Source organism: Bradyrhizobium paxllaeri (assembly GCF_001693515.2).
In the GTDB taxonomy this organism is placed as follows: domain Bacteria; phylum Pseudomonadota; class Alphaproteobacteria; order Rhizobiales; family Xanthobacteraceae; genus Bradyrhizobium; species Bradyrhizobium paxllaeri.
In genome coordinates this window covers 7,352,121-7,376,625 of the sequence record NZ_CP042968.1, presented here as the reverse complement: position 1 = coordinate 7,376,625, position 24,505 = coordinate 7,352,121, and the positions used below count along the sequence as shown (strand labels likewise).

The window sequence follows — 24,505 nt, the reverse complement described above, 5'->3', positions numbered from 1 at the left end:
ATGCCTAGCTTCTTCATTGACAGGCCAATCTTCGCCTGGGTCGTTGCGCTTTTCATCTGCCTGGTTGGCGCAATCTCGATCCCGCTGCTGGCGGTCGCGCAATATCCGATCATCGCGCCGCCCTCGATCTCGATCTCGACCAGCTATCCCGGCGCGTCGCCGGAAAACCTCTACAACAGCGTCACGCGGCTGATCGAGGAGGAACTCAACGGCGCCAACGGCATCCTCAATTTCGAATCCACCTCCGACTCGCTCGGGCAGGTCGAAATCATCGCCAACTTCGTGCCCGGCACCGAAACCGGCGCGGCCTCGGTCGAAGTGCAGAACCGCCTCAAGCGCGTCGAGGCGCGGCTGCCGCGCGCGGTGATCCAGCAGGGCATCCTGGTCGAGGAAGCCTCCTCCGCCGTGCTGCAGATCATCACGCTGAATTCGACCGACGGCTCGCTCGACGAAATCGGCCTCGGCGATTTCATGATCCGCAACGTGCTCGGCGAGATCAGGCGCATTCCCGGCGTCGGCCGCGCCACGCTCTATTCGACGGAGCGTTCGCTGAGGATCTGGGTCGATCCCGCCAAACTCGTCGGCTACGGCCTCACCGCCGAGGACGTCAACAAGGCGATAACAGCGCAGAACGCACAGGTGGCTTCGGGCAGCGTCGGTGCCGAGCCGAGCACGCCGGAACAGAAGATTTCCGCGCTGGTGCTGGTCAAGGGCCAGCTTTCTTCGCCGGACGAATTTGGCGCGATCACGCTGCGCGCCAATGCCGACGGATCGACGGTGCGGCTGCGCGACGTCGCGCGCATCGAGATCGGCGGCTTGAGCTACCAGTTCAACACGCGCCTCAACGGCAAGCCGACCGCGGGTCTCTCGGTGCTGCTGTCGCCGACCGGCAATGCGCTCGCGACCGCCAGCGCCGTCGAAGCCAAGATGAGGGAACTGTCGAAGTTCTTTCCTGCGAATATCGGCTACGAAATCCCCTACAACATCACCCCCGTCGTCAAGGCCTCGATCAACAAGGTGCTGATGACGCTGATCGAAGCGGTGGTGCTGGTGTTCATCGTGATGTTCCTGTTCCTGCAGAACATCCGCTACACCATCATTCCGACCATCGTGGTGCCGGTGGCGCTGCTCGGCACCTGTGCGATGCTGATGGCGGCCGGCTATTCGATCAACATGCTGACCATGTTCGGCATGGTGCTGGCGGTCGGCATCCTCGTCGACGACGCCATCGTCGTGGTCGAGAACGTCGAGCGCATCATGGCGGAGGAGGGCCTGCCGCCGAAGGAAGCCACCCGCAAGGCGATGTCGCAGATCACGAGCGCCATCATCGGCATCACGCTGGTGCTGATGGCCGTGTTCGTGCCGATGGCGTTCTTCCCGGGCTCGGTCGGCATCATCTACCGCCAGTTCTCGGTCACCATGGTCTCGGCCATCGCCTTCTCGGCGCTGATGGCGCTGTCGCTGACGCCCGCTTTGTGCGCGACGCTGCTGAAGCCGGTCGAGGCCGGTCACGGCCACGCCAGCAAGGGCGTGTTCGGCTGGTTCAACCGCGTGCTGGAGAGCAGCCGTGGCGGCTATACGCGTACCGTGAAGGGTTCGCTGAAGCGCACCGGGCGGCTGATGCTGATCTACGCCGCGCTGCTGATCGGGCTCGGCTGGGCCTTCGTCCGGCTGCCCGGCGGCTTCCTGCCGGTCGACGACCAGGGCTTCATCACCACCGACGTGCAGACGCCGTCGGACTCCTCCTATGCCCGCACGGAAGCTGCGGTCGAGCAGGTCGAGAAATACCTGCGCGAGCGCGCTGGCGTCGAGGACGTCACGTTCCTCACCGGCTTCAGCTTCCTCGGCCAGGGCATGAACACGGCGCAGGCCTTCATCTCGCTGAAGGACTGGTCGGAGCGTGGCAAGAAGGATTCCGCCGCCGCCATCGTCGCCGACATCAACCGCGACCTGTCGTCGATCCGCGACGCCAAGATCTCGGCGCTGCAGCCGCCGCCGATCGACAATCTCGGCAATTCCTCGGGCTTCTCGTTCCGCCTGCAGGACCGCGGGCAGAAGGGTTATCCGGCGCTGGTCGCCGCCGCCGATCGGCTGATCGCGGACGCCAATGCCAGCCGCGTGCTGCAGAAGGTCTATGTCGAGGGCCTGCCGCCGGCGCCGCAGGTCAATCTGATGATCGACCGCGAAAAGGCCGGCGCGTTCGGCGTCACCTTCGAGGACATCAACCAGACTATCTCGACCAACCTCGGCTCGAACTACATCAACGACTTCCCGAACCGCGGGCGCATGCAGCGCGTCATCGTGCAGGCCGATCGCACCAGCCGCATGAACGCCGACGACATCCTCAATTACAATGTCAAGAACAGCCGCGGCCAGCTGGTGCCGTTCTCCGCCTTCGCCACCGTGCAGTGGTCGAAGGGGCCGACCCAGATCGCGGGCTTCAACTATTATCCCGCCGTGCGTATCTCGGGCGAAGCCAAGCCCGGCTTCACGTCCGGCGATGCCATCGCGGAGATGGAGCGGCTCGCGGGCAGGCTGCCGCGTGGCTTCGGTTTCGAATGGACCGGGCAATCATTGCAGGAAAAACTGTCGGGCTCGCAGGCGCCGTTCCTGCTCGGCCTCTCGGTGCTGGTGGTGTTCCTGCTGCTTGCCGCGCTCTATGAAAGCTGGACCATCCCGCTGGCCGTGCTGCTCACGGTGCCGCTCGGCATCTGCGGCGCGGTGATTGCAGCCATGATGCGCGGCCTGCCGAACGACGTCTATTTCACCGTCGGTCTGATCACCATCATCGGCCTCGCGGCCAAAGACGCCATCCTCATCATCGAATTCGCCAAGGATCTGCGCGCACAAGGCAAGCCGTTGATCGAGGCGACGATCGAGGCCTGTTCATTGCGCTTCCGCCCGATCCTGATGACGGGTCTCGCCTTCGTCTGCGGCGTGCTGCCGATGGCGATTGCCACCGGCGCCGGCGGCGCCAGCCAGCAGGCGCTCGGCACCAGCGTGATGGGCGGCATGATCGCCGTGGTGATCCTGGCGCTGTTGATGGTGCCGGTGTTCTTCGTCAGCGTGCAGCGCGTGCTGGCGGGGGATCGGGAGAAGGTGGAGGAGGCGGCGGGCGCTGAGGTGGCCGGACCGCCGGCGCCGGTGAAGTCGTAGACGCTGTCAAGCTTCGTGCCCGTTAGCGCGGACGCGGCCGATGCATCCAGTCCTTGAACTCATGAATTTGGCGAGCTGACGCCGCACCAGAGTCCGCCGGCAGCCGACATGCTGCTGCAGAGCAACGAAACGACGCTATGGGCCACAAGCGGGAGTTCGCGAACAACCGCCTATCCGACCCAGCAAACTACCCTTGCTTCTTGATCTCGCCCGGCCGCCAGGTAAGGGCCATAACCGGTCATGGCTCATAACTTCGCCAGCCGCGCGCGGCTGCTGCGACGACAGCAAGGGTTGCCTTGGCGCCGTCAGCCTCACCCTTCTCAAAATCGCCCTCCGTTTGCGCCATCGAGTTTGTGACATGCGCAAAGCAGACGAGGGAATGGCCACTCGTAGCGCTAAAGGCATAAAGAGCGGCGGCTTCCATCTCGACCGCAAGCGTTCCTAGATCGCGCGCCCGCACGATCGCCGCTTCGGTTTCCCGATAGGGGGCATCCGTTGTCCAGGTCGAACCGCGATGCAACTTCTCCGGCAGTGATCGGCCCGCCCGCTCGACGCGATCGAGAAGCGACATGTCGGGTGCTACAGCGAAAGTCGAGCCAGGAAGGTAGTGATAACTCGTCCCCTCGTCGCGCAGCGCGCGGTCGATCAGGACGAAATAGGGTGTCGGTCCGATGGGATTGATCTGGCCCGCCGAGGTGATGCTGACGAGCAACCGGCAGCCCGACGCGAAGAGCTGCTCGGCGACCAGGACGGCGAAGGGTGCCCCGACCGCGCAACCGACGATACCGATCTCGCCGATGCCGTCGAGATCGAAGACAAGAAGCTCGGTGTGATAGCAGGCCCAACCTTCATGGATGCGGCCAGCGCCGGTCCGCTTGAGGTGGCGGACAACGTCACCGTCCGGATCGAGCACGCAGATTTCGGGCACGTTGAGGAGTGGCAACTGCCTCTGCCGGCGCGCCTCCCTCAACAGGGATTCAGGCCGGAATACCGAGGGCGCCTTGTGATCCTTGACGGCGACAATCGGCCACGCGGGTTCCGCGCGATGAGGCTTATCATCCATGGTGCACCTGATCGACCTGTCTCAAGCCACGGATTCGACCGGCAGGCCGGCGGCTTTCCATTCGGGGTAACCGTCCTCAAGACGGCGAACGCGATAGCCACGCGCCCTCAGGGCTGACACGGCTTCGAATGAAAGAACGCAATAGGGCCCGCGACAATAAGCAATCACCTCACGGCATTTTGACAGTTCGCCGAAACGCCTTTCCAGTTCGGCCAGAGGAATATTGAGCGCGCCCGGGAGATGGCCCAGGGCGAACTCATCTTCGGGTCGCACGTCGAGGACCGTCACCAGATCGTCCCGCAATCGCGCGACCAGGTCATCACGCGATACAGGCTCAAGCGCGTCACGGGCGTGAAAATAATCGGTGACCAAGCGGCCGATCTCGGCAACATTTCGTTCGCCGACGCGCCCCAGCGCTTTGATTAGCGTGGTCACTTCGGCATCGCCGGCGAGACGATAGAGAATATGTTTGCCGCGACGCTCGGTCTCGACGAGGCGCGCGCGCCGCAGGATCTGTAGGTGCCGCGACGTGTTGGCGAACGTCAGATGTGCCCGAGCCGACAGCTCCTCGACGGTACGTATCCCCTGCGCAAGGTGCTCCAGGAGTTCAAGCCGGTGAGCATGGCCGAGCGCCTGCGCCACCTGGGCAAGATTCTCATAAATCGCCTGTTTCGGTCCCGAGCTTGACACGGCGCACCTTCAATATATCATTCAGCAGATTGATTGAATGTATCTAGCGTCTCTCACAAGGGAGTGCAAGTCCATGATTCTCCGCCAGTTCTTGCATAGCGATCCAGTCGGTATCTCCTACCTTTTCGGCTGCGGCGGCAAAGCCGCGGGGGCGGTTGTTGATCCGATCGGCGATATTCAGCCCTATCTGCAGGCCGCCGACAATGCCGGCATGCGAATCCACTTCGTCATCGACACCCATGTCCATGCCGATCACCTGTCAGCGGGCCGGGCGCTCGCAGCCGCAACGGGGGCCGAGTACGTGCTCTCGGCCGAGGCTGGCGTATCGTTTCCCTACAAAGCCGTGCGCGACGGCGATGTACTTCCGCTAGGCAACGTCTCCGCCACCGTGCTGCACACGCCCGGCCACACGCCCGAGCACATCTGCGTCCTTGTGACGGATCGAACGCGCGCCAACGAGCCCTGGTTCGTCTTCACCGGTCACACGCTCATGGTCGGCGATCTCGGCCGCACCGAACTTGCCGTGAGCGCGGAGGAAGGCGCCAGGCAATTGTTCCGAAGCGTGAGTAGGCTGAAGGAGCTTCCTGACTACGTCGAGGTGCTGCCGGGCGCCTACGCGGGTTCGGTCTGCGGTCGCCGCCTGAGCGGCAAGCCCTCGTCCGCAATTGGCTTCGAGAAGCGGCACAATCAGGCGTTCACGATCGAGGATGAATCCGAGTTTGTCCAGTTCATGGTCGCCGAGATTCCGCCGGCACCGCCGGAGGCCGCGCGGATCAGGGCAGCAAACTCAGGCACGGCGGCGGCCGCGGCCTGATCTCATGACCGAAGCTGTAACCAGTCCACAGACTGCCTCGTCTGTCCGACTGGGGCTGAAAGAGAATTGGCCGCAGTTCGCCTTGCTTGTCCTGATCAACGCCTTCGTCGGCGGCATGGTTGGAATCGAGCGAACAGTCGTGCCGCTGATCGGCTCCGAGGAGTTCAAGATCAGTTCGACGACGCTCGTCGTTTCCTTCATCGTCAGCTTCGGCGTCGTGAAGGCGTGCGCTAACTTGGTCTCCGGCCAGCTCGCCGACGCCTGGGGACGTAAACGTGTTCTGATCCTCGGCTGGCTCGTCGGCCTGCCGGTACCGTTCATGATCATGTGGGCGCCGAGCTGGGAATGGGTCATCGCAGCAAATGCTCTTCTCGGCATCAACCAGGGTCTTGCCTGGTCGATGACGGTGATCATGAAAATCGATCTCGTCGGGCCGAAGTCGCGGGGACTTGCCGTGGGCCTAAACGAGTTCGCCGGCTATCTTGCGGTGGGCGTGACCGCTTTCCTCACTGGGTACCTCGCTTCGAAATACGGCCTGCGGCCGGCGCCGATCTACCTGGGCGTTGCCTATGCGGTTCTTGGCACGGCGCTCTCGATCTTACTGGTGAACGATACGCGCGAGCATGTTCGACTGGAAACGGCCGCCCATACGCAGCAATCAGTTCCGATCAGCTTCCGCGAGATATTTCTTCTCACCTCGATCAGGGATCGCAATCTGTTTGCAGCGTCACAGGCCGGACTCGTCAACAATCTCAACGACGGAATGAGCTGGGGAATCTTCCCGCTGTTCTTCGCCTCGTTCGGGCTGCATGTCGATCGAATCGGTATATTGAAGGCCGTCTATCCGGCCACCTGGGGCATCCTGCAGATCGCCACGGGCCCTCTTTCCGACCGTTGGGGACGCAAGGGATTGATCGTGGCCGGCATGTGGGTGCAGGCTGCGGGTCTATTCCTGACCGCGGCAACAAGCCATTTCGAATGGTGGCTGGCCGCCAGCCTGCTTCTCGGACTTGGCACGGCCATGGTGTACCCGAGCTTGATCGCTGCGGTGTCCGACGCTTCGCATCCAAGCTGGCGCGCACGCTCGCTCAGCGTCTACCGCTTCTGGCGCGATCTCGGTTACGCGATCGGCGCGCTGGCGGCGGGCCTGATCGCCGACCTGCTTGGCATGGTCTGGGCGATCGGAATGATCGGCGCGCTGACCTTTCTGTCCGGCGTAGTCGTCGCCGTCGCCATGGAGAGCAGACCTGGAGCGCGACCGTGAGCGAAACCTATTCAGGACGTTGCCTCTGCGGCGCGGTGCGTTTCGAAGCACGTGGCCGGCCAAAGGGGGTCTTCTGGTGTCACTGCAGTAGCTGCCGTCGCCATTCCGGAGCCCCAGTCAGCGTATTCGTTGGGTTCGAGAACGACTCCGTCACAGTGATCGAAGGCGTCATCACGACGTTCAAATCATCGCCGGGAACGACGCGCGGCTTCTGTGCCCGCTGCGGCTCGACCCTGACCTGCGCTACCGTGCATTTTCCGGCGGAGACGCACTATCACGTCGGCGCCTTCGACCGGGCGGCGGAACTCCAACCGGGGAGGCATTTCTTTGCGAACGAGCAATTGCCCTGGCTGCAGCTTAACCACAACGAGCCAGGCAAATGACTGCGACGATGCGGCCGATCTATCTCGATTACAACGCGAGCACACCGGTTGATCCAGCCGTGGCGGAGGCGATGCAGCCATTTTTGGAAGACGCGTTCGGCAATCCGTCCAGCGGGCATTGGGCCAGCGCGCCGGCGAAGGCCGCGCTGGATCGGGCTCGCAGCCAAGTCGCCGCACTCCTCGGTGCTGCACCCGACGAGATCGTATTCACCAGCGGTGGCAGTGAAGCAAACAATCTGGCAATCGAGGGCACATTCTTCGCGCCGAACCGCCCAGAGACGCACATCATCACCTCGGCCATCGAGCATCCCGCCGTTCTTGCGCCCTGCCGGTTTCTCGAACGGTTCGGTGCTTCTGTCACGTACGTTCCGGTGGATGGGACAGGCTTGATCGATCCAAAGGACGTGCGACGCGCCATTACTCCGGAGACGGTACTGATCAGCATCATGCACGCCAACAACGAAGTCGGTACCATACAGCCGATTGCTGAGGTCGCCGCGGCCGCTCGTCAGCACGGAATCCGTTTTCATACTGATGCAGCCCAATCGGTCGGAAAAATTCCGACCAAGGTGAATGAGCTCGGTGTCGATATGCTGACAATCGCCGGTCATAAGCTCTACGCTCCAAAGGGCGTCGGCGCGCTGTATATCAGGCGAGGCCTTGAGCTTGAGCCGTTGATCCACGGCGCGGGTCATGAATCGGGCCGACGCGCCGGGACCGAGAGCGCCCTGCTGGCGGTCGGGCTTGGGACTGCCTGTGCACTAGCGGCTGACCTTGCGCCAATGAGGCACGTAGAGGCCCTGCGCGATCGCCTGTGGAGGGCGCTGCAAGACAGGTTCAACGAAGGCGTCGCGCTCAACGGCCATCCCACGCATCGTTTGCCGAACACTCTCAACGTGTCATTCGTCGGCAGGATCGGCGCGGACATTTTGGGCCAGTTGCGCAATGTGGCGGCATCGACGGGTTCGGCGTGCCATTCGGGGCAGATCGAGCTCTCGCCCGTTCTCGCGGCGATGCGCGTGCCAGAACGGATCGGAATGGGAGCGATCCGCTTCAGCCTGGGAAGGTACACCACAGCTGACGAGATCGACGCCGTCGTGGCGCGTCTGGGCACGATTGCGTTGTCCTGATTGCGACCGGCCGCCAGTCAGGCAGATCGTTTCGTCGCCAACAGAAGGGCAGGCTCGTTCGCGCCATCCCCTGCAACACGGACCTCCATGCCCGCTCGCTCGAGCACTGTCCGTACGTCGGCCAGTCTCGGAAAGCTGTAGATTTCTGCCGGAAACGACGCGATGGCCTTCTGGTCGGCGTTCGTGCGGAACAACAATGCAAGGCGGCCACCCGGCTTCAGCACGCGCTCGATCTCGCGCAGCGACATTTCGACGTCCTTCCAAAAATAAAGCACGTGGACGCATAGCGCCTTGTCGAACATGTCATCGGGGAAAGGCAACGATTCCACACTCGAAAGAACCACATCGATGCGACCGGCTTCGATGAGCGTTCGGTTTCGTTTGGCCGCGATCTCTGCCATCAACTCGGAGGGGTCTATGCCGACACTCCGCCCCCGAGGGGCTCGCGCAGCTATTTCCATCAGACTGCGCCCATGACCGCATCCAACGTCGAGGACCTGGTCGGTCTGTCCTATGCCGAGCGCTTCCATGGCGCGCATGTTCTCGCTCCAGGTTTCCCGAGCCATGATGAACGCGATCAGCCGGCCCAAGATGCCCCGCGCGTTACGAGCATGTTCTGAAATGAATTGAGGACGACGCATTCCTACTCCTGAGGCTCGCAGGCCCGCAGCAGGGTGCTGCAATTCATCAGAAATTGCTCGCCGAAAATGAAACGTGGGCTGGCCATTTTCGAAAACGTCAACACACATCAAAGGGTTGGACCAGGGCGACGCGCATCAAGCCGGCAGCCTTCACATTCTATTTGAAACGGCCTTTCTGCGTCGCAGCCATTCCGGTTGGCGGCAAAAGCTACGATCCGGCGCGACCGCCTTTCGGGTCCGCTAAGGGCGAAATGCCGAAATTATCGCCGTCGTCAGCGGCCCAATGATACGTTTTTAGATGGCCGCCACGGTGGTCACTACAATGAGAATGATAGTTACGAGCGCACCTGAAACATAAAGAATGGTTCTGATGCTGCCGCCTTTGGCGGCGTTGCCACCGCGCAAATAGACCGCAAGATGGATCAGGCGAATTGCGATATGGATCCATACCAGCGTCGCAAGCGTGGCGGGTCTTACCCCCACCATCATAGCCAGTACAGCCGGGACGACGAAAGGCGTCAGCGCCTCCACCGCGTTCATGTGAACACGATCGATCCGGTACAGCAGATTGTCGTCATCCGCTGGAAGGACAGGTCCGGAGAGTGCCCCGGCCCTGCCTTTGGACGATCCTGAATAGATCGCCAGCAAAATTGACAGGAGGCAAAGGACAAGCACTCCGACAACGCTAAGCCAGTAGGCTGCCATACGGACCTCCGCAATCACGTCGCATGGGATACGCGAGCATCATGCCTCGCGGGCAATCCGCTCGGCGAACCGTTTCAGATAGAGCGGCCAACCCTGATCGCCCTCAACGCCTTCACGCACGCCTTCCCAACCTTGGCCATGACGTTCGAGGTGACGGTGCTCAAGCTCCAACCGAGTCCGGCTTGGCGTCTCGGCGATGAACCGCACCTCCCATTCACTCGTCTTGTCGGGATCGGTTTCGATTTGCCAGCGCGGGCTGATGTCCCAGCTTAGAAGCACGCGATTTGGCGGCTCGAAAGCCAACACACGCGCCCAGCGGCATTCGCTGCCATCGACACCTCGATCATAAACGTGACCGCCGACCTGGGGCTCGAACACGGTCTCTGCGATGGGGACGGAGAGCAGATTGTGCTCACGTGGCTTGAAGCTGCCGAAGTCTTCGGTGAAGACCTTGAACGCGCGCTCGATAGGCGCCTCAACCACGATAGATTGTTTGATGGGCGCGGCCGATACACGTATGCTCATTGCTAGTCCTCCACTGATTTTTCGACGGCTACTTTGTAGGCTGCCAGTGTGCTGCTCCAGAACCGGTCAAGCCAGGCGCGCATCTGGCCGAGCCCCGCTGGATCGATGTGATAAATGTTGCTGGCCCCCTTTGGCTCGGCACGAACCAAGCGAGATTCGCGCAGCACCTTCAGATGCTGGGAGACGGCTGACTGCGAGACCGTCAGCTCTCGAGTGAGTTCAGCGACAGTGCGAGGCCGCGCGCCCACCAGCTCGAAAATTCGTCTGCGAGTGGAATCGCCCAGAGCGGCCAACTGCACGCTGTCTTTAGCCATGGGTGGGTGACGTCCGAAGCTGGCAGTGCCAACGGGACCTTTCAATTCGGTCACGACATCGCGTTCTCGGAGTATCATTAGTCATTACTAATGATTAGCACGCGCTAATGGTTGCGTCAAATCGCGGCATGCCCAGTGCGCCGGCATGGACCGAGCGTCGGCTACTGTGCGTGGGGTTGTTTTCAATATTTTGGTTGGGAGCGCCGAGACGACGGCGCGTGGCCTGGAACCGGCGCCCTACCTGTCCAGCGGCCCCAATATCCTCACCAGCTCCCCGTGCACGAATTCATTGCCGCACACCACATGTCCGGTCTTCAGCGCATCGTCCTTGCCGCCGATGTCTGAAATCGTCCCGCCGGCTTCCCGCACCATGATCTGCCCGGCCGCGATATCCCACGGCGACAAATTGCGTTCCCAGTAGCCGTCGAGGCGGCCGGCGGCGACGAAGGCGAGGTCGAGGGAGGCGGCGCCGAAGCGGCGGAAGCCGGCAACCTTGTTTTGCAGCACGGCCATTTCCTTCAGCGCCAGTTGATGGTCGCCGCGGCCGATATGCGGCAGGCCGCAGGCGATGACGCATTCGTCGAGCTGGCGGCGGCCGGCGACGCGCAGCCGCTGGTCGTTGAGGAACGCACCCTTGCCGCGCTCGGCGATATAGAGCTCATCATTGGCGGGATTGTAGATCACGCCGGCGATGATCGTGCCCTCGCGCGCGAGGCCGATCGAGATCGCGAATTGCGGGATGCCGTGCAGGAAGTTGGTGGTGCCGTCGAGCGGGTCGACGATCCAGGTGTGGGTCTTGTCGGCGCCCTCGCGCGTGCCGCCTTCCTCGCCGATGAAACCATAGCCCGGGCGCGCCTTGGCGAGGTCCTCGTACAGCATTTCCTCGGCGCGCTTGTCGGCCTTGGTGACGAAGTTCGCCGGTCCCTTCAGCGACACCTGCAGGTGCTCGATCTCGCCGAGGTCGCGCTTGAGGCTGCGGCCGGCGCGGCGCGCGGCTTTCACCATGACGTTGATAAGGGCTGAGTAGAGCATGATGCAGGCTTATGGAGTGAGAGGGAACGGCCCAATGCCGTCAGGGATTTAGGGACTGGGTGCCCTGCAGATGTGCCGCCGTCAAGGCGTCATTTGCCGGTGATGCCGGTCCATTTGCGCGCCGCCGCCTCGGCCTTGGCGCGTTCCTCGGGGCTGAGCTCGGAAAGCAATTCGTCCAGCTTGGGGTCACCCTTGCCGGCCGTCTTGGCAACGAGATGCCATTTGAAGCCCTCGACCTTGTCCAGGGGCGCGCCCACGCCATAGATCAACAGCCAGGCCAGCCGGTTTTGCGCGACCGGGCTGTTTTGCCGGGCGGCCTTGCGCAAGAGCGCGACCGCGGCCGGCTGGTTCTTCGGCGTGCCGGTGCCGTTGAACAGCGCGATCGCGTACTCGACCTCGGCGTCGACATTGTCGGCGAGCGAAGCCGCTTGCAGCAGCCGCACTGCTTTCTCGATGTCCTTCGGCACCCCGGTGCCTTCCTTGTAGAAGGTCGCGAGCGCGTATTGCGCTTCCGGGTTGCCGGCGTCGGCCGCGGCGCGCAGCAACTCGGCGGCGCGCTTGGCGTCCTGCGGCAGCGTGTTGCCGTCGAGATAGAGCAGCGCCAGATTGTAGGCCGCCTTGGAGTTGCCGAGCTTGGCGGAGGAGGCCAGCAGCTTCACCGCCTGCTCGCGATTGGTGTTACCGCCGCGGCCGGACAGCCGCATCATGGCGAGCGCGAACATCGCCTCGCGGTCGCCGGCGTCCACCGCGCGCTGGTACCACTCAGCGGCCTTGGCATAGTCGCGCTTGACGCCGAGCCCGTTGGCATAGAGCTCGCCCAGCATCGTCATCGCCTTGGGGTCGCCGTTGTATTGCGCGCGCGTGGTCGCGAGATCGAACGCGGTCTTGTAGAGGCCGCGCTGATAGGCGCCATAGACGAGGTCGGCGTTCGGGTCCTCGAAGGTGGCCGCCGGCGAGGGGAAGGGCGTCGGCGTGGCCGCCGGTTTGGGCGCCGCGGCCGGCTTTGGCGACGCGGTAGGCTGCTTGGCGGCCGGCGGGGCCTTTTGCTTGGGCGCGGGGGCCGCTTCCTTTTTCGCAGCCGGTGGGCTTGCGGCCGGCGGCTGCGCCGCAGGCGGCGTCAGCGAGATCTGCGCGGAGGCGCCGGCCATCGTCATCGAGAGGCCGGCAAGCAGCAATATGGGACGCAGCAGTTTCATATCCGGCGTTATCCGTGCCCGGCCTGCTCGGCGCCGGGGTTGGCCTTTCCGAACGTTGCTTCGTAACCTTCCGCGATCGCTTGCGCGGCATCGATCAGCGCTGCCTTGGCGCCGCGCGGGTCCGCCCAGATGAAATCACCGACCAGCACAAAGTCCGCTCCGGCGCTCGCGAATTCGAACGCCTCCTCGCGCGAGGCAGCAAAGCCGACGCAGGGCGGTTCGAACAGTTCGTCCCACCATTGCAGCCGCTCGGCAATCGCTTCCATCGAGGGCCGCTGTCCCCCGGCATCGGGCTCGCCGAACAGCACGTAATCGGCGCCCGCTTCGCCCGCGGCCATCGAATCGTGCCGCGTGGCAAGCCCGCCGACGCCGGCAATGCGATCCGGCTTCAGCGACGGGAAAGCATCATCCAGCGCGGCAATGCCGTTCAGGTGCGCGCCGTCGGCGCCAGCGCGCGCCACCAGTTCGACATGGCCGTCGAGCAGCAGCGCCGCGCCGGCATTCTGGATTGCCGGCGCCAGCGCTTTCACGCGGGAGGTCATGGTCTTTTGATCGGTCTGCTTCAGCCGCAGCAACACCGCCGCGACGTCGGCCGCGGCCAGCAGCTCGGGGAGCTGACTTGCGAGCTCTGACGGATCGTCCACTTCAGGCGTCGCGAGATAGAGTCGCGGCGCCGGGCGCGGCGGAGGAGGTTTAGCGGCCAAGTCTAGGCGACCTTCTTTTCCAGGCCGGTTTCCCACTCGCCCTTGCTCGCCAGCGCATTCATCCGCGCACGGTGCGTGAACGCGCGCTGGCCCGCGGCGACGTTCTCGGCCTTGCCGGACCACGCCTTTTGCGGCGCTGCCTGCAGCGCGCGGCCATAGGAGAAGGTGAGTTTCCACGGCAGGCCGCCGATCCGGTTCATGGCGTCGAGATGCGCGGTGGCTTCCTCGTCGGATTGTCCGCCGGAGAGGAAGGCGATGCCCGGCACGGCCGCGGGCACGCAGGCCTTCAGCATGCGCACGGTCTTCTCCGCGACTTCGTCAGTGGAAGCCTGCTTCGCGCACTTCTTGCCCGAGATGGCCATGTTGGGTTTCAGCACCATGCCTTCAAGTTCGACGCGCTGTACCCGCAGTTCCTGGAACGTCTTGTTCAGCACGCGCTGGGTCACGTCATAGCAGCGGTCGATGTCGTGATCGCCGTCCATCAAAACTTCCGGCTCGACGATCGGCACGATCTGTGCCGCCTGGCACAGCGCCGCATAGCGCGCCAGCGCATGTGCGTTGACGCTGATCGCGGTCATGCTGGGAATGCCCGCACCGATATCGATCACCGCACGCCATTTGGCGAAGCGCGCGCCGCGTTCGTAATATTTTTTCAGGCGCTCGGCGAGCTTGTCGAGGCCGACGGTGACGAGCTCGCCCGGGCACTGCGGCAGCGCTTGCGTGCCTTCGTCGACCTTGATGCCGGGAATGGCGCCGGACTGCTCGATCAGCTTGACCAGCGGCGTGCCGTCCTTGGCATTCTGCCATATGGTCTCGTCATAGAGGATCACACCCGAGACGTACTTGCTCATCGCCTCGGTGGAGCGGAACAGCATCTCGCGATAGTCGCGGCGGTTCTCCTCGGTCGATTCGACCTTGATCGCGTCGAAACGCTTCTTGATCGTGCCAGAGGATTCGTCGGCGGCGAGAATGCCCTTGCCTGGGGTGACCATGGCGAGGGCAACCTTGTTGAGGTCAGCAAGATTCATGGGAACGTTCTCCGGAAACATCATGCCCTTGCTGGCCAAAATAGGCGGTTCTCGGGCAAATGCCTAGAAATCGTTCGTCGCACCCTGGGTGTTTGCTGGGCGCGGGTGCCGGCTCAGGCGACCATGTCAGGCGATCTTGTTAAGCAATCCTGGGATCCAGTTCACCCTTGGTGTAGCGCTTGGCCATTTCGGCCGTCGTCAGCACCTTCTTGATCTTGCTGGCTTGCCCTGCGGTATTGAACTCCTGCAGCCGCTGCTTGCACAGCTTGGCCATGGCTTCCATCGCCGGCTTCAAATATTTGCGCGGATCGAACTCTTCCGGATTGTCCTTCAGGACTTTCCGGATCTGACCGGTCATCGCCATGCGGTTGTCGGTGTCGATGTTGATCTTGCGCACGCCGTTCTTGATGCCGCGCTGGATTTCGGACACCGGCACGCCCCAGGTCGGCTTCATCTTGCCGCCATTGGCATTGATGATTTCCTGCAGGTCCTGCGGCACCGAGGACGAACCGTGCATCACCAGATGCGTGTTCGGCAGCTTGCGATGGATCTCCTCGATCACGTTCATGGCGAGGATGTCGCCATCAGGCTTGCGGGTGAACTTGTAGGCGCCGTGCGAGGTGCCCATCGCGATCGCCAGCGCGTCGACCTTGGTCTCCTTGACGAACTTCACGGCTTCGTCCGGGTTCGTGAGGAGTTGGTCGTGCGAGAGTTTTCCTTCGGCGCCGTGACCGTCTTCCTTGTCGCCCATGCCGGTTTCGAGCGAGCCGAGCACGCCAAGCTCGCCTTCCACCGAGATGCCGCCGAGATGCGCCATGTCGGTGACGGTCCTGGTCACGCCGACATTGTAGTCCCAGTCGCCAGGGGTTTTGCCGTCGGCCTTCAGCGAGCCGTCCATCATCACGGAAGTGAAGCCGGCCTGGATCGCGGTCATGCAGGTCGCCGGCTCGTTGCCGTGATCGAGATGCACGCAGACCGGGATCTGCGGATAGATTTCAGTGACGGCGTCCATCATGTGCTTGAGCATGACGTCATTGGCGTAGGAGCGCGCGCCACGCGAAGCCTGGATGATGACGGGCGCATCGAGCGAGGAGGCGGCCTCCATGATGGCCAGCGCCTGCTCCATGTTGTTGATGTTGAACGCCGGCACACCGTAATCGTGCTCTGCCGCATGATCGAGCAGTTGACGCAGGGTAATGCGAGCCATTCAAATTCTCCTGTATTTGCCGCGCCTGTGGCGCCCCATTAAGTCTGGATTCAACGCTGTTTCAGAACTTCGACGCCGGGCAGTGGTTTGCCTTCCATCCATTCGAGAAACGCGCCGCCCGCCGTCGATACATAGGAAAAATCGTTGGCCACGCCGGCCTGGTTCAGCGCCGCGACGGTGTCGCCGCCACCGGCGACCGAAATCAGTTTCTTCGCCTTGGTGCGCTCGGCCGCATGCTTGGCCGCCACCATCGTGCCGCGGTCGAACGGCGTCATTTCGAACGCGCCGAGCGGACCGTTCCAGACCAGCGTCTTGGCGTCGTCGATGGCGGCATGAATCCGCGCGGTCGATTGCGGGCCGACGTCGAGGATCATGCCGTCGGCCGGAATGGCATCGAGGCCATAGGCGTGCGAGGGCGAATTGGCCGCGAAGTGATAGGCGACCACGGCATCGACAGGCAGAATGATGGCGCAGTTCGCGGCGCTGGCCTTTTCCATGATGCGCAGCGCGGTTGCGGCGAGATCCTTTTCCGCCAGCGATTTTCCGACGCTGATGCCCTGCGCGTGCAGGAAGGTGTTGGCCATGCCGCCACCGATCACAAGCGCGTCGACCTTCGACACGAGGTTTTCCAACAGGTCGATCTTGGTCGAAACCTTGGCGCCGCCGATGATCGCGATCACAGGCTTGGTCGGCGCCTCCAGCGCCTTGCCGAGCGCGTCAAGCTCGGCCTGCATGGTGCGGCCGGCATAAGCGGGCAATTTGTGGCCGAGACCTTCGGTCGTGGCATGGGCGCGGTGGGCGGCCGAAAATGCGTCGCTGACCCAGATGTCGCCGAGCTTGGCGAGCTCCGCAACGAAAGCCGGATCGTTCTTCTCTTCCTCTTTGTGGAAGCGGGTGTTTTCCAGGCAGAGGATATCGCCGTCCTTCATCGCCGCCACGGCCTTGGCCGCGGCTTCGCCGATGCAGTCGTCGACAAACGCAACCGGCTTCTTGATGACCTCGCCCAGCGCCGCAGCGACGGGCTTGAGCGAATCCTTGGCATCGCGCCCCTTCGGGCGGCCGAAATGGGCGAGCAGGATGACCTTGCCGCCCTTGTCGGAAATTTCGGTGATGGTCGGCGCGACGCGCTCAAGCCTCGTCGCGTCGGTGACGCGACCGCCTTCCATGGGCACGTTGAGGTCGACGCGCAGCAGCACGCGCTTGCCCTTCACGTCGACGTCATCGAGGGTGCGGAATGATTTTGTCATGGGTTGGCTTTCTCCGTCATGGCCGGGCTTGTCCCGGCCATCCACGTCTTCGCTCCATGGAAAGAAGGGCAAGACGTGGATGCCCGGCACAAGGCCGGGCATGACGACATACTAGAATCTTACAGCAGCTTCCCCATCGCGACGGCGGTGTCGGCCATGCGGTTGGAGAAACCCCATTCGTTGTCGTACCAGGACATCACACGCACCAGCGTGCCGTTCTGCACCTTGGTCTGGTCCTCGTGGAACGTGGACGAGTGCGGATCGTGGTTGAAGTCGATCGAGACGTTCGGCGCAGTGGTGTAGCCGAGGATGCCCTTCAACTGTTGTTCAGACGCGCGCTTCATCGCCGCGTTGATTTCCTTGGCGTCGGTGGCGCGCTTGGCGACGATCTTGAGGTCGACGACCGAGACGTTCGGGGTCGGCACGCGGATCGCGACGCCGTCGAGCTTGCCCTTCAGTTCAGGGAGCACGAGGCCGATCGCCTTCGCCGCACCCGTCGAGGTCGGGATCATCGACATCGCCGCGGCGCGGCCGCGGTAGAGATCCTTGTGCAGGGTGTCGAGCGTCGGCTGGTCGCCGGTGTAAGCGTGGATCGTGGTCATGAAGCCGGTCTCGATGCCCACCGTGTCGTTCAGAACCTTGGCGACCGGCGCCAGGCAGTTGGTGGTGCAGGAGCCGTTGGAAACGACCAGATGATCCTTGGTCAGGGTGTCATGGTTGACGCCGAAGACGATGGTGGCGTCGGCGTTGTCAGCGGGGGCCGAGACCAGCACGCGCTTGGCGCCGGCGGTCAGATGCGCGGAGGCCTTGTCCTTGGCGGTGAAGATGCCGGTGCATTCCAGCGCGATGTCGACGCCGAGCGCCTTCCACGGCAGCTTCGACGGATCGCGCTCGGCGGAAACCTTGATCTTGCCATTGCCGAGGCTAAGCGAGTCGCCGTCGACAGTGACGGTGCCGGGGAAGCGGCCATGTACGGAGTCGAAGCGCAGCAGGTGGGCGTTGGTCTCGACCGGGCCGAGATCGTTGATGCCGACCACCTCGATATCCTTGCGGCCAGATTCCGCAATCGCCCGCAACACGTTGCGGCCGATGCGGCCAAATCCGTTGATCGCGACGCGGATTGCCATGCTGGTATCTCCTCTAATAGCCGCTGCCGGCCCCGCGGAGATGTTCCACGGAGGTGCTTACGGCGGAACGCCCGGTTCGGCCGGGCGGGAACGGTCAAGATGGGGGTCTAGGTAGACCTTTTTCCCAGCAATCTCAACCGTCACCCCAGGCGCTTCACGGCAGCGTTAACGACGGCCTCGGCGGTAATTCCGAAGTGCTTGAAAAGGTCCTTGGCGGGCGCGCTGGCGCCGAAACCGTGCATGCCCACGAATTCACCGTCATGGCCGATGATGGCATCCCAGCCCCAGCGTACCGCGGCCTCGATGGCGACTTTGACCGGAGCACTGCCGATGATGGCTTGCTGGCGATCCTCTGGCTGCGCCAGCAGGAGCTCCAGCGAGGGCACCGAAACCACCCGCGACGGGATGCCGCGCTCGGCGAGCTGTTTCTGCGCGGCCACCGCGATCTCGACCTCGGAGCCCGAGGCGAACAGCGATACCTTGGCTTCGCCCTGGGCTGCGACCAGTTCATAGGCGCCATGCGCGCAGGGGTTATCGTTCGGCGCACTGGTGCGCAGTTGCGGCAGGTTCTGGCGGGTCAGCGCCAGCACCGTCGGACCGTCGACGCGGTTGAGTGCGAGCTCCCAGCATTCGGCGACCTCGACGGCGTCGCAGGGCCGGAACACGCGCATGTTCGGAATGGCGCGAAGCGCCGCGAGATGTTCGACCGGCTGGTGCGTCGGTCCGTCCTCGCCGAGCCCGATGGAATCATGGGTCATCACATAGACGACGCCCGCGCCCATCAGCGCCGCGAGCCGCATCGCAGGCCGTGCATAGTCCGTGAATACCAGGAAGGTCGCGCCGTTCGGCGCGAAGCCGCCATGCAGGAAGATACCGTTCATCGCCGCGGCCATGCCGTGCTCGCGGATGCCGTAATGGATGAAGCGGCCCTTCGGCGTCTTGGCCGAGAACGCGACTGCCGATTTCGCCTTGTTGTTGTTGGAGCCGGTGAGGTCGGCGGAGCCGGCGAGGAATTCCATCGGCATCGCAGCCGCAATCGCCTCGATCGCGGATTCGGAGGATTTCCGCGTGGCGACATTCTGCGGCGATTCCAGTAGTGCCTTCTTGTGCGCGCGCAGCGCCTTCGACAGCGCGGCCGGCCGCTCGTGCCGCATCCGCCGCTCGAACTCGGCGCGCTTGCGCGGGCCGAGCTCGGCGAAAACGCTTTCCCATTCCTGCCGCGCGGCGGCGCCGCGGCTGCCTGCGTCGCGCCATGCTTTCAGCACATCGTCAGGCACCGAGAACGGCTCCAGCGAAATGCCGAGCTTTTCCTTGGCGCCCTTGAGCTCGTCGGCGCCGAGCGCCTCGCCATGGGCTTTCGCCGTGCCGGCCCGCGTCGGCGCGCCATAACCGATGGTGGTCTTGCAGGCGATCAGCGACGGCTTGTTGGATTTTTGCGCGCGGGTGATCGCGGCCGCAATCGCCGCCTGATCTTGGCCGTCGATCAGCTCTGCCGCCCAGCCGGCGGACTTGAAACGCTTCACCTGGTCGACCGAGTCGGCGAGCGAGGTCGGGCCGTCGATGGAGATGCCGTTGTCGTCATACAGCACGATCATCTTGTTCAGCTTCCAGTGCCCGGCCATCGCGATCGCTTCCTGCGACACGCCCTCCATCAGGTCGCCGTCGGAGGCGAGCACGTAGGTGTGATGTCCCACCACCTTCTTGCCGAACTCGGCGGCCAGCATCTTTTCCGCCAGCGCCATGCCGACCGCGGTGGCGATGCCCTGGCCGAGCGGGCCGGTCGTGGTCTCGACGCCGCTGGTCTCGAAGTTCTCCGGGTGTCCCGGCGTCTTGGAGCCGAGCTGGCGGAAATTCCTGATCTGGTCGAGCGTCATGTCCTTGTTGCCGGTCAGGTAGAGCAGGGCATAGAGCAGCATCGAGCCGTGTCCGGCCGACAGCACGAAGCGGTCGCGGTCCGGCCAGTTCGGATCAGTTGCGTCAAATTTGAGGAACTGTGTGAACAGCACCGTCGCGATGTCGGCCGCGCCCATCGGCAAGCCGGGATGGCCAGATTTCGCCTTTTCGACGGCATCCATGGCAAGCCCGCGAATCGCATTGGCCATACGGGTGTGATCGACCTGCGTCATGATGAAAATCCGCCTGAAATGAGGTGCTTGGGTTGTGGGGACGTATCGGCCGAATGGCCGCAATACGGGCGTGACCTAAGGGAAAGTCGGGGCTGGATAGCACCTCAAACCCATGAGTCCAAGGCGAGGAAACGCGCTTCCGATGCGAAAAGTTGCCTGCGGCACGGTCCGGCCAACGGGTACGGATTTTCCGAAAAGAACCGTGCCGGACCAAAGCGCCACATGTGTGGACAGGCCTACCGATCTAACGGTGCATAGCTTCGCGCGGGCGTTGCGATTCCCTCGCTTGCCACGTAAATTTCGGGCTCTAACCGCTTGCCGAACCGCGGATTTTGCTGCCGTCCGGCGGGCTCACGCGAAGGTGCGCGCAGTCTCTCATGAGCGATCGTCACACTAACGGTCTCGGCAATGCCGAGCCGGTCCAAGTCGACATCGATGTCGCCACGCGGCGCCTGATGCTGGCGCTCGACGCGCTCGAGGCCGCGGCCGAGCGGCGGCGCGATGCCGATCGCGACGAGAACGAATTGGCGAGCCGGATCCAGGCGCTCGGCGCTGATCGCTCGCGTCTCGCCGACGAACTCGATGGCTCGCTGGTGAAAACGCGCCGGCTGGAGCGCACCAATCGCGAGATAGCCGAAAAACTGGATGCCGCGATCGGCACCATCCGCGCGGTGCTCGACGCCGGAGAGGATGAATGAGCCACATCAACGTCACCATCAACGGCCGGCAGTACCGCATGGCCTGCGAGGAAGGGCAGGAAGTGCGGCTCCTCAAACTCGCCGAGAGCCTGGAATCGCGGGTCGGAGAGTTGCGCGGCAAGTTCGGCGAGATCGGCGATGCGCGGCTGACGGTGATGGCGGCGCTCACCGTGTGCGACGAACTGGTCGATGCCAATGCGCGCATTCGCGCGCTGGAGGGCGAACTCGAAACCCTGCGCAACGTTCGCACCGCCGCCGCCGACCGCGCCAAAGCCACCCAGGTCGCCGTCGCCAACGCGCTGAACGCTGCCGCCGACCGCATCGAAAAAACCACGCAGGTAATCAACCGCACCATCGGCAACGGCGTCGCCATTGGATGATTTTTCTTCACCCGCCCCTTGAGGGGGCGGGTCGCCGCGCAGCGGCGGGGCGGGGTGACAGTCTATCGTCGTCGGTGGTGTTTGAGTGGTAGCGCTTCAGCGTCTAACGCTCCGTGTACCTCCACGTAAATCTTCTCCATCACCGCATCGAGATCAGCGCTAACATCCGAATTCCAGAAACGGACAACTCGGTATCCTTCCTGCTCCAGCCAAGCTTGCCTTTGGCGATCGCGCTCGGCGATCGCATCCTCGTTGTGATGTCCACCATCGAGTTCGATGACCAGACGCTTCGCTGGACAGAAGAAGTCCACGACATAAGGTCCGATCGGCGCCTGACGCCGGAAATGCGTGCCCTCCATCGGCAGCTCTTTCAGCGCCCGCCAGAGCATGCGCTCATGCGGCGTTGTATTCGCCCGCAGCCTTTTGGCTGCTGCGCGGCGGATAGCTGTTGAAACCATTTCGATCTCGCTCGCGGATAGATCACCCCACCCCGCTCGCATCGACGATGCTGCGCATCGCCGTTGCAACGACCCTCCCCCTCCAGGGGAAGGTGAAGTTGAACGCAATCTAAGGGTGAGTGCAGGTGGCGGTCTTTGCCGCTGGCGCATTCGGCCCGTAACGCTTACATTGGTTCCTGCGAAGCTGCGTCGTGCGTCAGGAGCCATATATCCCCGGGGCCTTATCGATCCTTTAGGGAACTGTCCCTGGCCGGGTCCGTGGATCCGGACATATGGTGCCCACCTACTTTCGTAGGGAACTCCGGGATCGAGTGCTTCAACGGCGTTCGCGGCCTCGCGCTCTTGTTTGTTCTTGCTTGTGACTTTGTCCTGCCCGCGCACGTTCCGTCATAGCCCGCGCATGCGGGGTATCCAGTACGCCGCGGCGTCTCGGTTGAATCACTGAAGTCTCTGGAATACTGGATCACCCGCATTCGCGGGGTGATGACGGCGAAGAGCAGCATGCATGACGACAACCCTCTCCAAGGCCGATCTCCGCGCAGCCGCGCTCGCCAAGCGCGATGCGTTGAGCGACGAGCAACGCACGGCCGCGGCGCAGGCAATGGCCAAGCGCGGCCTGCCGTTCGGGATCGAGCCGGGCCACGTGGTGTCAGGATATTCGCCGATCCGCAGCGAGATCGATCCGGCGCCGCTGATGCGCAAGCTCGCCGAGCAGGGCGCCAAGCTCGCGCTGCCGGCGGTTCTGTCACGCGGAAAATCGCTGGCATTTCGCGCGTGGTCGCCCGACGACCGCCTGATGCTGGGTCCGCTCGGCATCCTCGAACCGTCACCCGCGGCGGAAGAGCTCATTCCCGACATCATGCTGGTGCCGCTGGCGGCGTTCGACCGCGCTGGCCACCGTATCGGCTATGGCGCGGGACATTATGACTTCACACTGGCGCATTTGCGAAAAGCCAAGGCGATCACGGCGATCGGCATCGCTTTTTCCGTGCAGGAAATAAAAATCGTTCCCGCGCTGCCGCACGACGTGGCGCTGGATTATGTGCTAACGGAAAAGAAAGTGTTCGATTTCCGGAGCTGAACTTTGCGTATTCTTTTCGTAGGCGACGTGGTCGGTCGCGCCGGCCGTACCGCGATCGCGGAACATCTTCCCGGCATGATCAGAGACTGGGCGCTCGATCTCGTCGTCGTCAATGGCGAGAATTCCGCCGGCGGCTTCGGCATCACCGAGGCGATCTATCAGGAACTGCTCGATGCCGGCGCGGATGCCATCACGCTCGGCAATCACGCCTGGGATCAGCGCGAGGCGCTGGTGTTCATCGAGCGCGCGCCGAAGCTGGTCCGGCCCGCGAACTTTCCAAAGGGCACGCCGGGCCGCGGCGCGGCGCTGGTCGATACCAAGAACGGCAAGCGGGCGCTCGTCGTCAACGCCATCGGCCGCGTCTTCATGACGCCGTTCGACGATCCGTTTCAAATCCTCAATCGTGAGCTCGAGGCCTGTCCGCTCGGCGAGGCGGCGGACGCGATCGTGGTCGATTTCCATGGCGAGGCGACCAGCGAGAAACAAGGCATCGGCTATTTCTGCGACGGCCGCGCCAGCCTCGTCGTCGGCACCCACACCCATGTGCCGACCGCCGATCACCAGATCCTCACCGGCGGCACCGCCTACATGACCGACGCGGGCATGACTGGCGACTACGACTCGGTCATCGGCATGCAGAAGGAGGAGCCGCTGCGGCGCTTCACGACGGGCATTCCATCAGCCCGCTTCGAACCGGCGGCAGGCGTCGCGACACTCAGCGGTGTCGCGGTCGAAACCGATGATGCCACCGGGCTTGCGCTGCGCGTCGCGCCGGTGCGGGCCGGCGGCAGGCTCGAGCCGGCCGTGCCGGCGTTCTGGGCGTGAGACGATTCGAACGCCGGAGAAAGTTGATGCCAAGGCTGCTTGATGCAAGGCTGCTGCTCGTTGCGCTGACGCTATTTCTTAGCCTTGCAGCCGAGGCCCAAACGCTGACCCAGCGCCCGGTCTCGCAAGGCGCAGTGACGCCTGCCGAGATGACCGAGCGGCTGGAGAAGTCCGCGTTGCGAACCAGAGAGCAGGCGCCGAAGGGCGCGGCGCGCGGATCGTCGGTCGATTTCTGCTGGCCGGCGAGCGCCGAGGAATATCGCGCGATCGGCAAATATGTGCTGGTGCTGGTCAGCGTGGTGACCCAGGATGCGGCCGAGCTGCCGTTGCGCCGCGTCTACGTCACCGTCAACGGCGAACAGACCGAGCTGGTCCGGCTCTCGAGCCAGCGCAGCGACGTCGCTGCGAAGTCGACGACCTTTCCGATCCTCGGCCCGTTTCGCGAGGATGGCTTCTACGTCGCGCCCGCCGGCCTGATGATGAGCGACGGCTATCTGCAGGCCGACTTCGCCATCCGCCGCACCGGTTTCAATCTCTACAAGCTGCCTGGCACGCCGCCGGACTTCGTCAAGGCGGACAACAACCCGATGCCCGCCAGGGACGCAACGCCGGACATGCCGGCGCTGAAGGCGTTGCTGAAGCGCGAATACCAGGGTTTTGAGCTGCCGGCGAGCCTGCGCTAGCGTGAGAACTTCTCGCCAGCGCCCGGGC

General features: G+C 63.6%; 25 protein-coding genes and 1 other RNA gene. 11 read left to right on the top strand and 15 right to left on the bottom strand.

The features are described 5' to 3' along the window. Complete coding sequence (locus LMTR21_RS35320) at window positions 1–3,156, top strand: multidrug efflux RND transporter permease subunit (RefSeq protein WP_065752105.1); 3,156 nt, start codon at window positions 1–3, stop codon at window positions 3,154–3,156. Between the two features lie 238 nt (window positions 3,157–3,394). On the opposite strand, the gene LMTR21_RS35315 is transcribed toward LMTR21_RS35320, so the two are convergent. Both LMTR21_RS35315 and LMTR21_RS35310 read right to left on the bottom strand, forming a co-directional pair. After that, window positions 3,395–4,219 carry a nucleoside phosphorylase gene (locus tag LMTR21_RS35315; RefSeq protein WP_065752104.1) on the bottom strand — a complete coding sequence of 275 codons (825 nt, stop codon included), beginning with the start codon at window positions 4,217–4,219 and terminating at the stop codon, window positions 3,395–3,397. A gap of 21 nt (window positions 4,220–4,240) precedes the next feature. Then, entirely contained in the window at window positions 4,241–4,909 is a 669-nt protein-coding gene (locus tag LMTR21_RS35310; protein WP_065752103.1) for an ArsR/SmtB family transcription factor, read from the bottom strand. A 73-nt stretch (window positions 4,910–4,982) separates the two neighbouring features. On the opposite strand from LMTR21_RS35310, the gene LMTR21_RS35305 reads away from it, so the two are divergent. The 4 genes from LMTR21_RS35305 to LMTR21_RS35290 are packed head-to-tail and all read left to right on the top strand — an operon-like array spanning window position 4,983 to window position 8,500. Then, window positions 4,983–5,723, top strand: a complete 741-nt coding sequence (locus LMTR21_RS35305) for an MBL fold metallo-hydrolase (protein ID WP_065752102.1) — start codon at window positions 4,983–4,985, stop codon at window positions 5,721–5,723. 4 nt (window positions 5,724–5,727) lie between these two features. Continuing rightward, window positions 5,728–6,987, top strand: coding sequence for an MFS transporter (locus LMTR21_RS35300; protein WP_065752101.1), 1,260 nt, complete (start codon window positions 5,728–5,730; stop codon window positions 6,985–6,987). After that, window positions 6,984–7,370 carry a GFA family protein gene (locus LMTR21_RS40465; protein ID WP_187399265.1) on the top strand — a complete coding sequence of 129 codons (387 nt, stop codon included), beginning with the start codon at window positions 6,984–6,986 and terminating at the stop codon, window positions 7,368–7,370. The genes LMTR21_RS35300 and LMTR21_RS40465 overlap by 4 nt, the downstream gene beginning before the upstream one ends. Continuing rightward, window positions 7,367–8,500, top strand: coding sequence for a cysteine desulfurase family protein (locus LMTR21_RS35290; RefSeq protein WP_246174842.1), 1,134 nt, complete (start codon window positions 7,367–7,369; stop codon window positions 8,498–8,500). Before LMTR21_RS40465 ends, LMTR21_RS35290 begins: the two co-directional genes overlap by 4 nt. 17 nt (window positions 8,501–8,517) lie before the next feature. Here LMTR21_RS35290 and LMTR21_RS35285 read toward each other — a convergent pair whose 3' ends face one another. From LMTR21_RS35285 to tkt, 12 genes are all read right to left on the bottom strand, one after another. Next, on the bottom strand, window positions 8,518–9,141 hold the full coding sequence (locus LMTR21_RS35285) for a class I SAM-dependent methyltransferase (RefSeq protein WP_187399264.1): 624 nt from the start codon (window positions 9,139–9,141) through the stop codon (window positions 8,518–8,520). Window positions 9,142–9,435: 294 nt separating this feature from the next. Next, window positions 9,436–9,846, bottom strand: a complete 411-nt coding sequence (locus tag LMTR21_RS35280; RefSeq protein WP_065752097.1) for an MAPEG family protein — start codon at window positions 9,844–9,846, stop codon at window positions 9,436–9,438. 39 nt (window positions 9,847–9,885) lie between these two features. Continuing rightward, entirely contained in the window at window positions 9,886–10,371 is a 486-nt protein-coding gene (locus LMTR21_RS35275; RefSeq protein WP_065752096.1) for an SRPBCC family protein, read from the bottom strand. A gap of 2 nt (window positions 10,372–10,373) precedes the next feature. Further along, the gene (locus LMTR21_RS35270) at window positions 10,374–10,685 is read right to left on the bottom strand and encodes an ArsR/SmtB family transcription factor (protein ID WP_065752287.1); all 312 of its coding nucleotides are present in this window, start codon (window positions 10,683–10,685) and stop codon (window positions 10,374–10,376) included. A gap of 237 nt (window positions 10,686–10,922) precedes the next feature. Continuing rightward, entirely contained in the window at window positions 10,923–11,717 is a 795-nt protein-coding gene (locus LMTR21_RS35265) for an inositol monophosphatase family protein (RefSeq protein ID WP_065752095.1), read from the bottom strand. A gap of 89 nt (window positions 11,718–11,806) precedes the next feature. Then, complete coding sequence (locus LMTR21_RS35260) at window positions 11,807–12,913, bottom strand: tetratricopeptide repeat protein (RefSeq protein ID WP_065752094.1); 1,107 nt, start codon at window positions 12,911–12,913, stop codon at window positions 11,807–11,809. Between the two features lie 8 nt (window positions 12,914–12,921). Continuing rightward, complete coding sequence (locus tag LMTR21_RS35255; RefSeq protein WP_065752093.1) at window positions 12,922–13,617, bottom strand: thiamine phosphate synthase; 696 nt, start codon at window positions 13,615–13,617, stop codon at window positions 12,922–12,924. Between the two features lie 2 nt (window positions 13,618–13,619). Further along, window positions 13,620–14,645: a class I fructose-bisphosphate aldolase gene (locus tag LMTR21_RS35250; protein ID WP_065752286.1), complete on the bottom strand. Its 1,026-nt coding sequence runs from the start codon at window positions 14,643–14,645 to the stop codon at window positions 13,620–13,622. A 139-nt stretch (window positions 14,646–14,784) separates the two neighbouring features. Continuing rightward, the gene (gene fba / locus LMTR21_RS35245) at window positions 14,785–15,852 is read right to left on the bottom strand and encodes a class II fructose-bisphosphate aldolase (RefSeq protein ID WP_057863153.1); all 1,068 of its coding nucleotides are present in this window, start codon (window positions 15,850–15,852) and stop codon (window positions 14,785–14,787) included. A gap of 50 nt (window positions 15,853–15,902) precedes the next feature. Further along, window positions 15,903–17,099 carry a phosphoglycerate kinase gene (locus LMTR21_RS35240; RefSeq protein ID WP_065752285.1) on the bottom strand — a complete coding sequence of 399 codons (1,197 nt, stop codon included), beginning with the start codon at window positions 17,097–17,099 and terminating at the stop codon, window positions 15,903–15,905. A gap of 119 nt (window positions 17,100–17,218) precedes the next feature. Further along, the gene (gene gap, locus LMTR21_RS35235) at window positions 17,219–18,226 is read right to left on the bottom strand and encodes a type I glyceraldehyde-3-phosphate dehydrogenase (RefSeq protein WP_065752092.1); all 1,008 of its coding nucleotides are present in this window, start codon (window positions 18,224–18,226) and stop codon (window positions 17,219–17,221) included. Between the two features lie 140 nt (window positions 18,227–18,366). Beyond that, complete coding sequence (gene tkt, locus LMTR21_RS35230) at window positions 18,367–20,352, bottom strand: transketolase (RefSeq protein ID WP_065752091.1); 1,986 nt, start codon at window positions 20,350–20,352, stop codon at window positions 18,367–18,369. A gap of 377 nt (window positions 20,353–20,729) precedes the next feature. Here tkt and LMTR21_RS35225 point away from each other — a divergent pair, with 377 nt between their 5' ends. Both LMTR21_RS35225 and LMTR21_RS35220 read left to right on the top strand, forming a co-directional pair. Beyond that, window positions 20,730–21,050, top strand: coding sequence for a DUF4164 domain-containing protein (locus tag LMTR21_RS35225; protein WP_065752090.1), 321 nt, complete (start codon window positions 20,730–20,732; stop codon window positions 21,048–21,050). Then, entirely contained in the window at window positions 21,047–21,430 is a 384-nt protein-coding gene (locus LMTR21_RS35220; RefSeq protein ID WP_057863148.1) for a cell division protein ZapA, read from the top strand. The genes LMTR21_RS35225 and LMTR21_RS35220 overlap by 4 nt, the downstream gene beginning before the upstream one ends. Window positions 21,431–21,492: 62 nt before the next feature. On the opposite strand, the gene LMTR21_RS35215 is transcribed toward LMTR21_RS35220, so the two are convergent. Next, the gene (locus LMTR21_RS35215; protein WP_065752284.1) at window positions 21,493–21,888 is read right to left on the bottom strand and encodes an endonuclease domain-containing protein; all 396 of its coding nucleotides are present in this window, start codon (window positions 21,886–21,888) and stop codon (window positions 21,493–21,495) included. Window positions 21,889–22,066: 178 nt separating this feature from the next. Here LMTR21_RS35215 and ssrS point away from each other — a divergent pair. From ssrS to LMTR21_RS35195, 4 genes are all read left to right on the top strand, one after another. Then, window positions 22,067–22,227: non-coding RNA, 6S RNA (ssrS, locus tag LMTR21_RS35210), on the top strand. 166 nt (window positions 22,228–22,393) lie between these two features. Next, window positions 22,394–22,969 (top strand): 5-formyltetrahydrofolate cyclo-ligase, encoded by a 576-nt coding sequence (locus LMTR21_RS35205; protein WP_065752089.1) that lies wholly within the window; start codon window positions 22,394–22,396, stop codon window positions 22,967–22,969. 3 nt (window positions 22,970–22,972) lie between these two features. Further along, a complete protein-coding gene (locus LMTR21_RS35200; protein WP_065752088.1) occupies window positions 22,973–23,794 on the top strand; it encodes a TIGR00282 family metallophosphoesterase in 822 nt (273 codons plus the stop codon). Window positions 23,795–23,820: 26 nt separating this feature from the next. Next, the gene (locus LMTR21_RS35195; protein ID WP_065752087.1) at window positions 23,821–24,477 is read left to right on the top strand and encodes a hypothetical protein; all 657 of its coding nucleotides are present in this window, start codon (window positions 23,821–23,823) and stop codon (window positions 24,475–24,477) included. The last annotated feature ends 28 nt before the right edge of the window (window positions 24,478–24,505 follow it).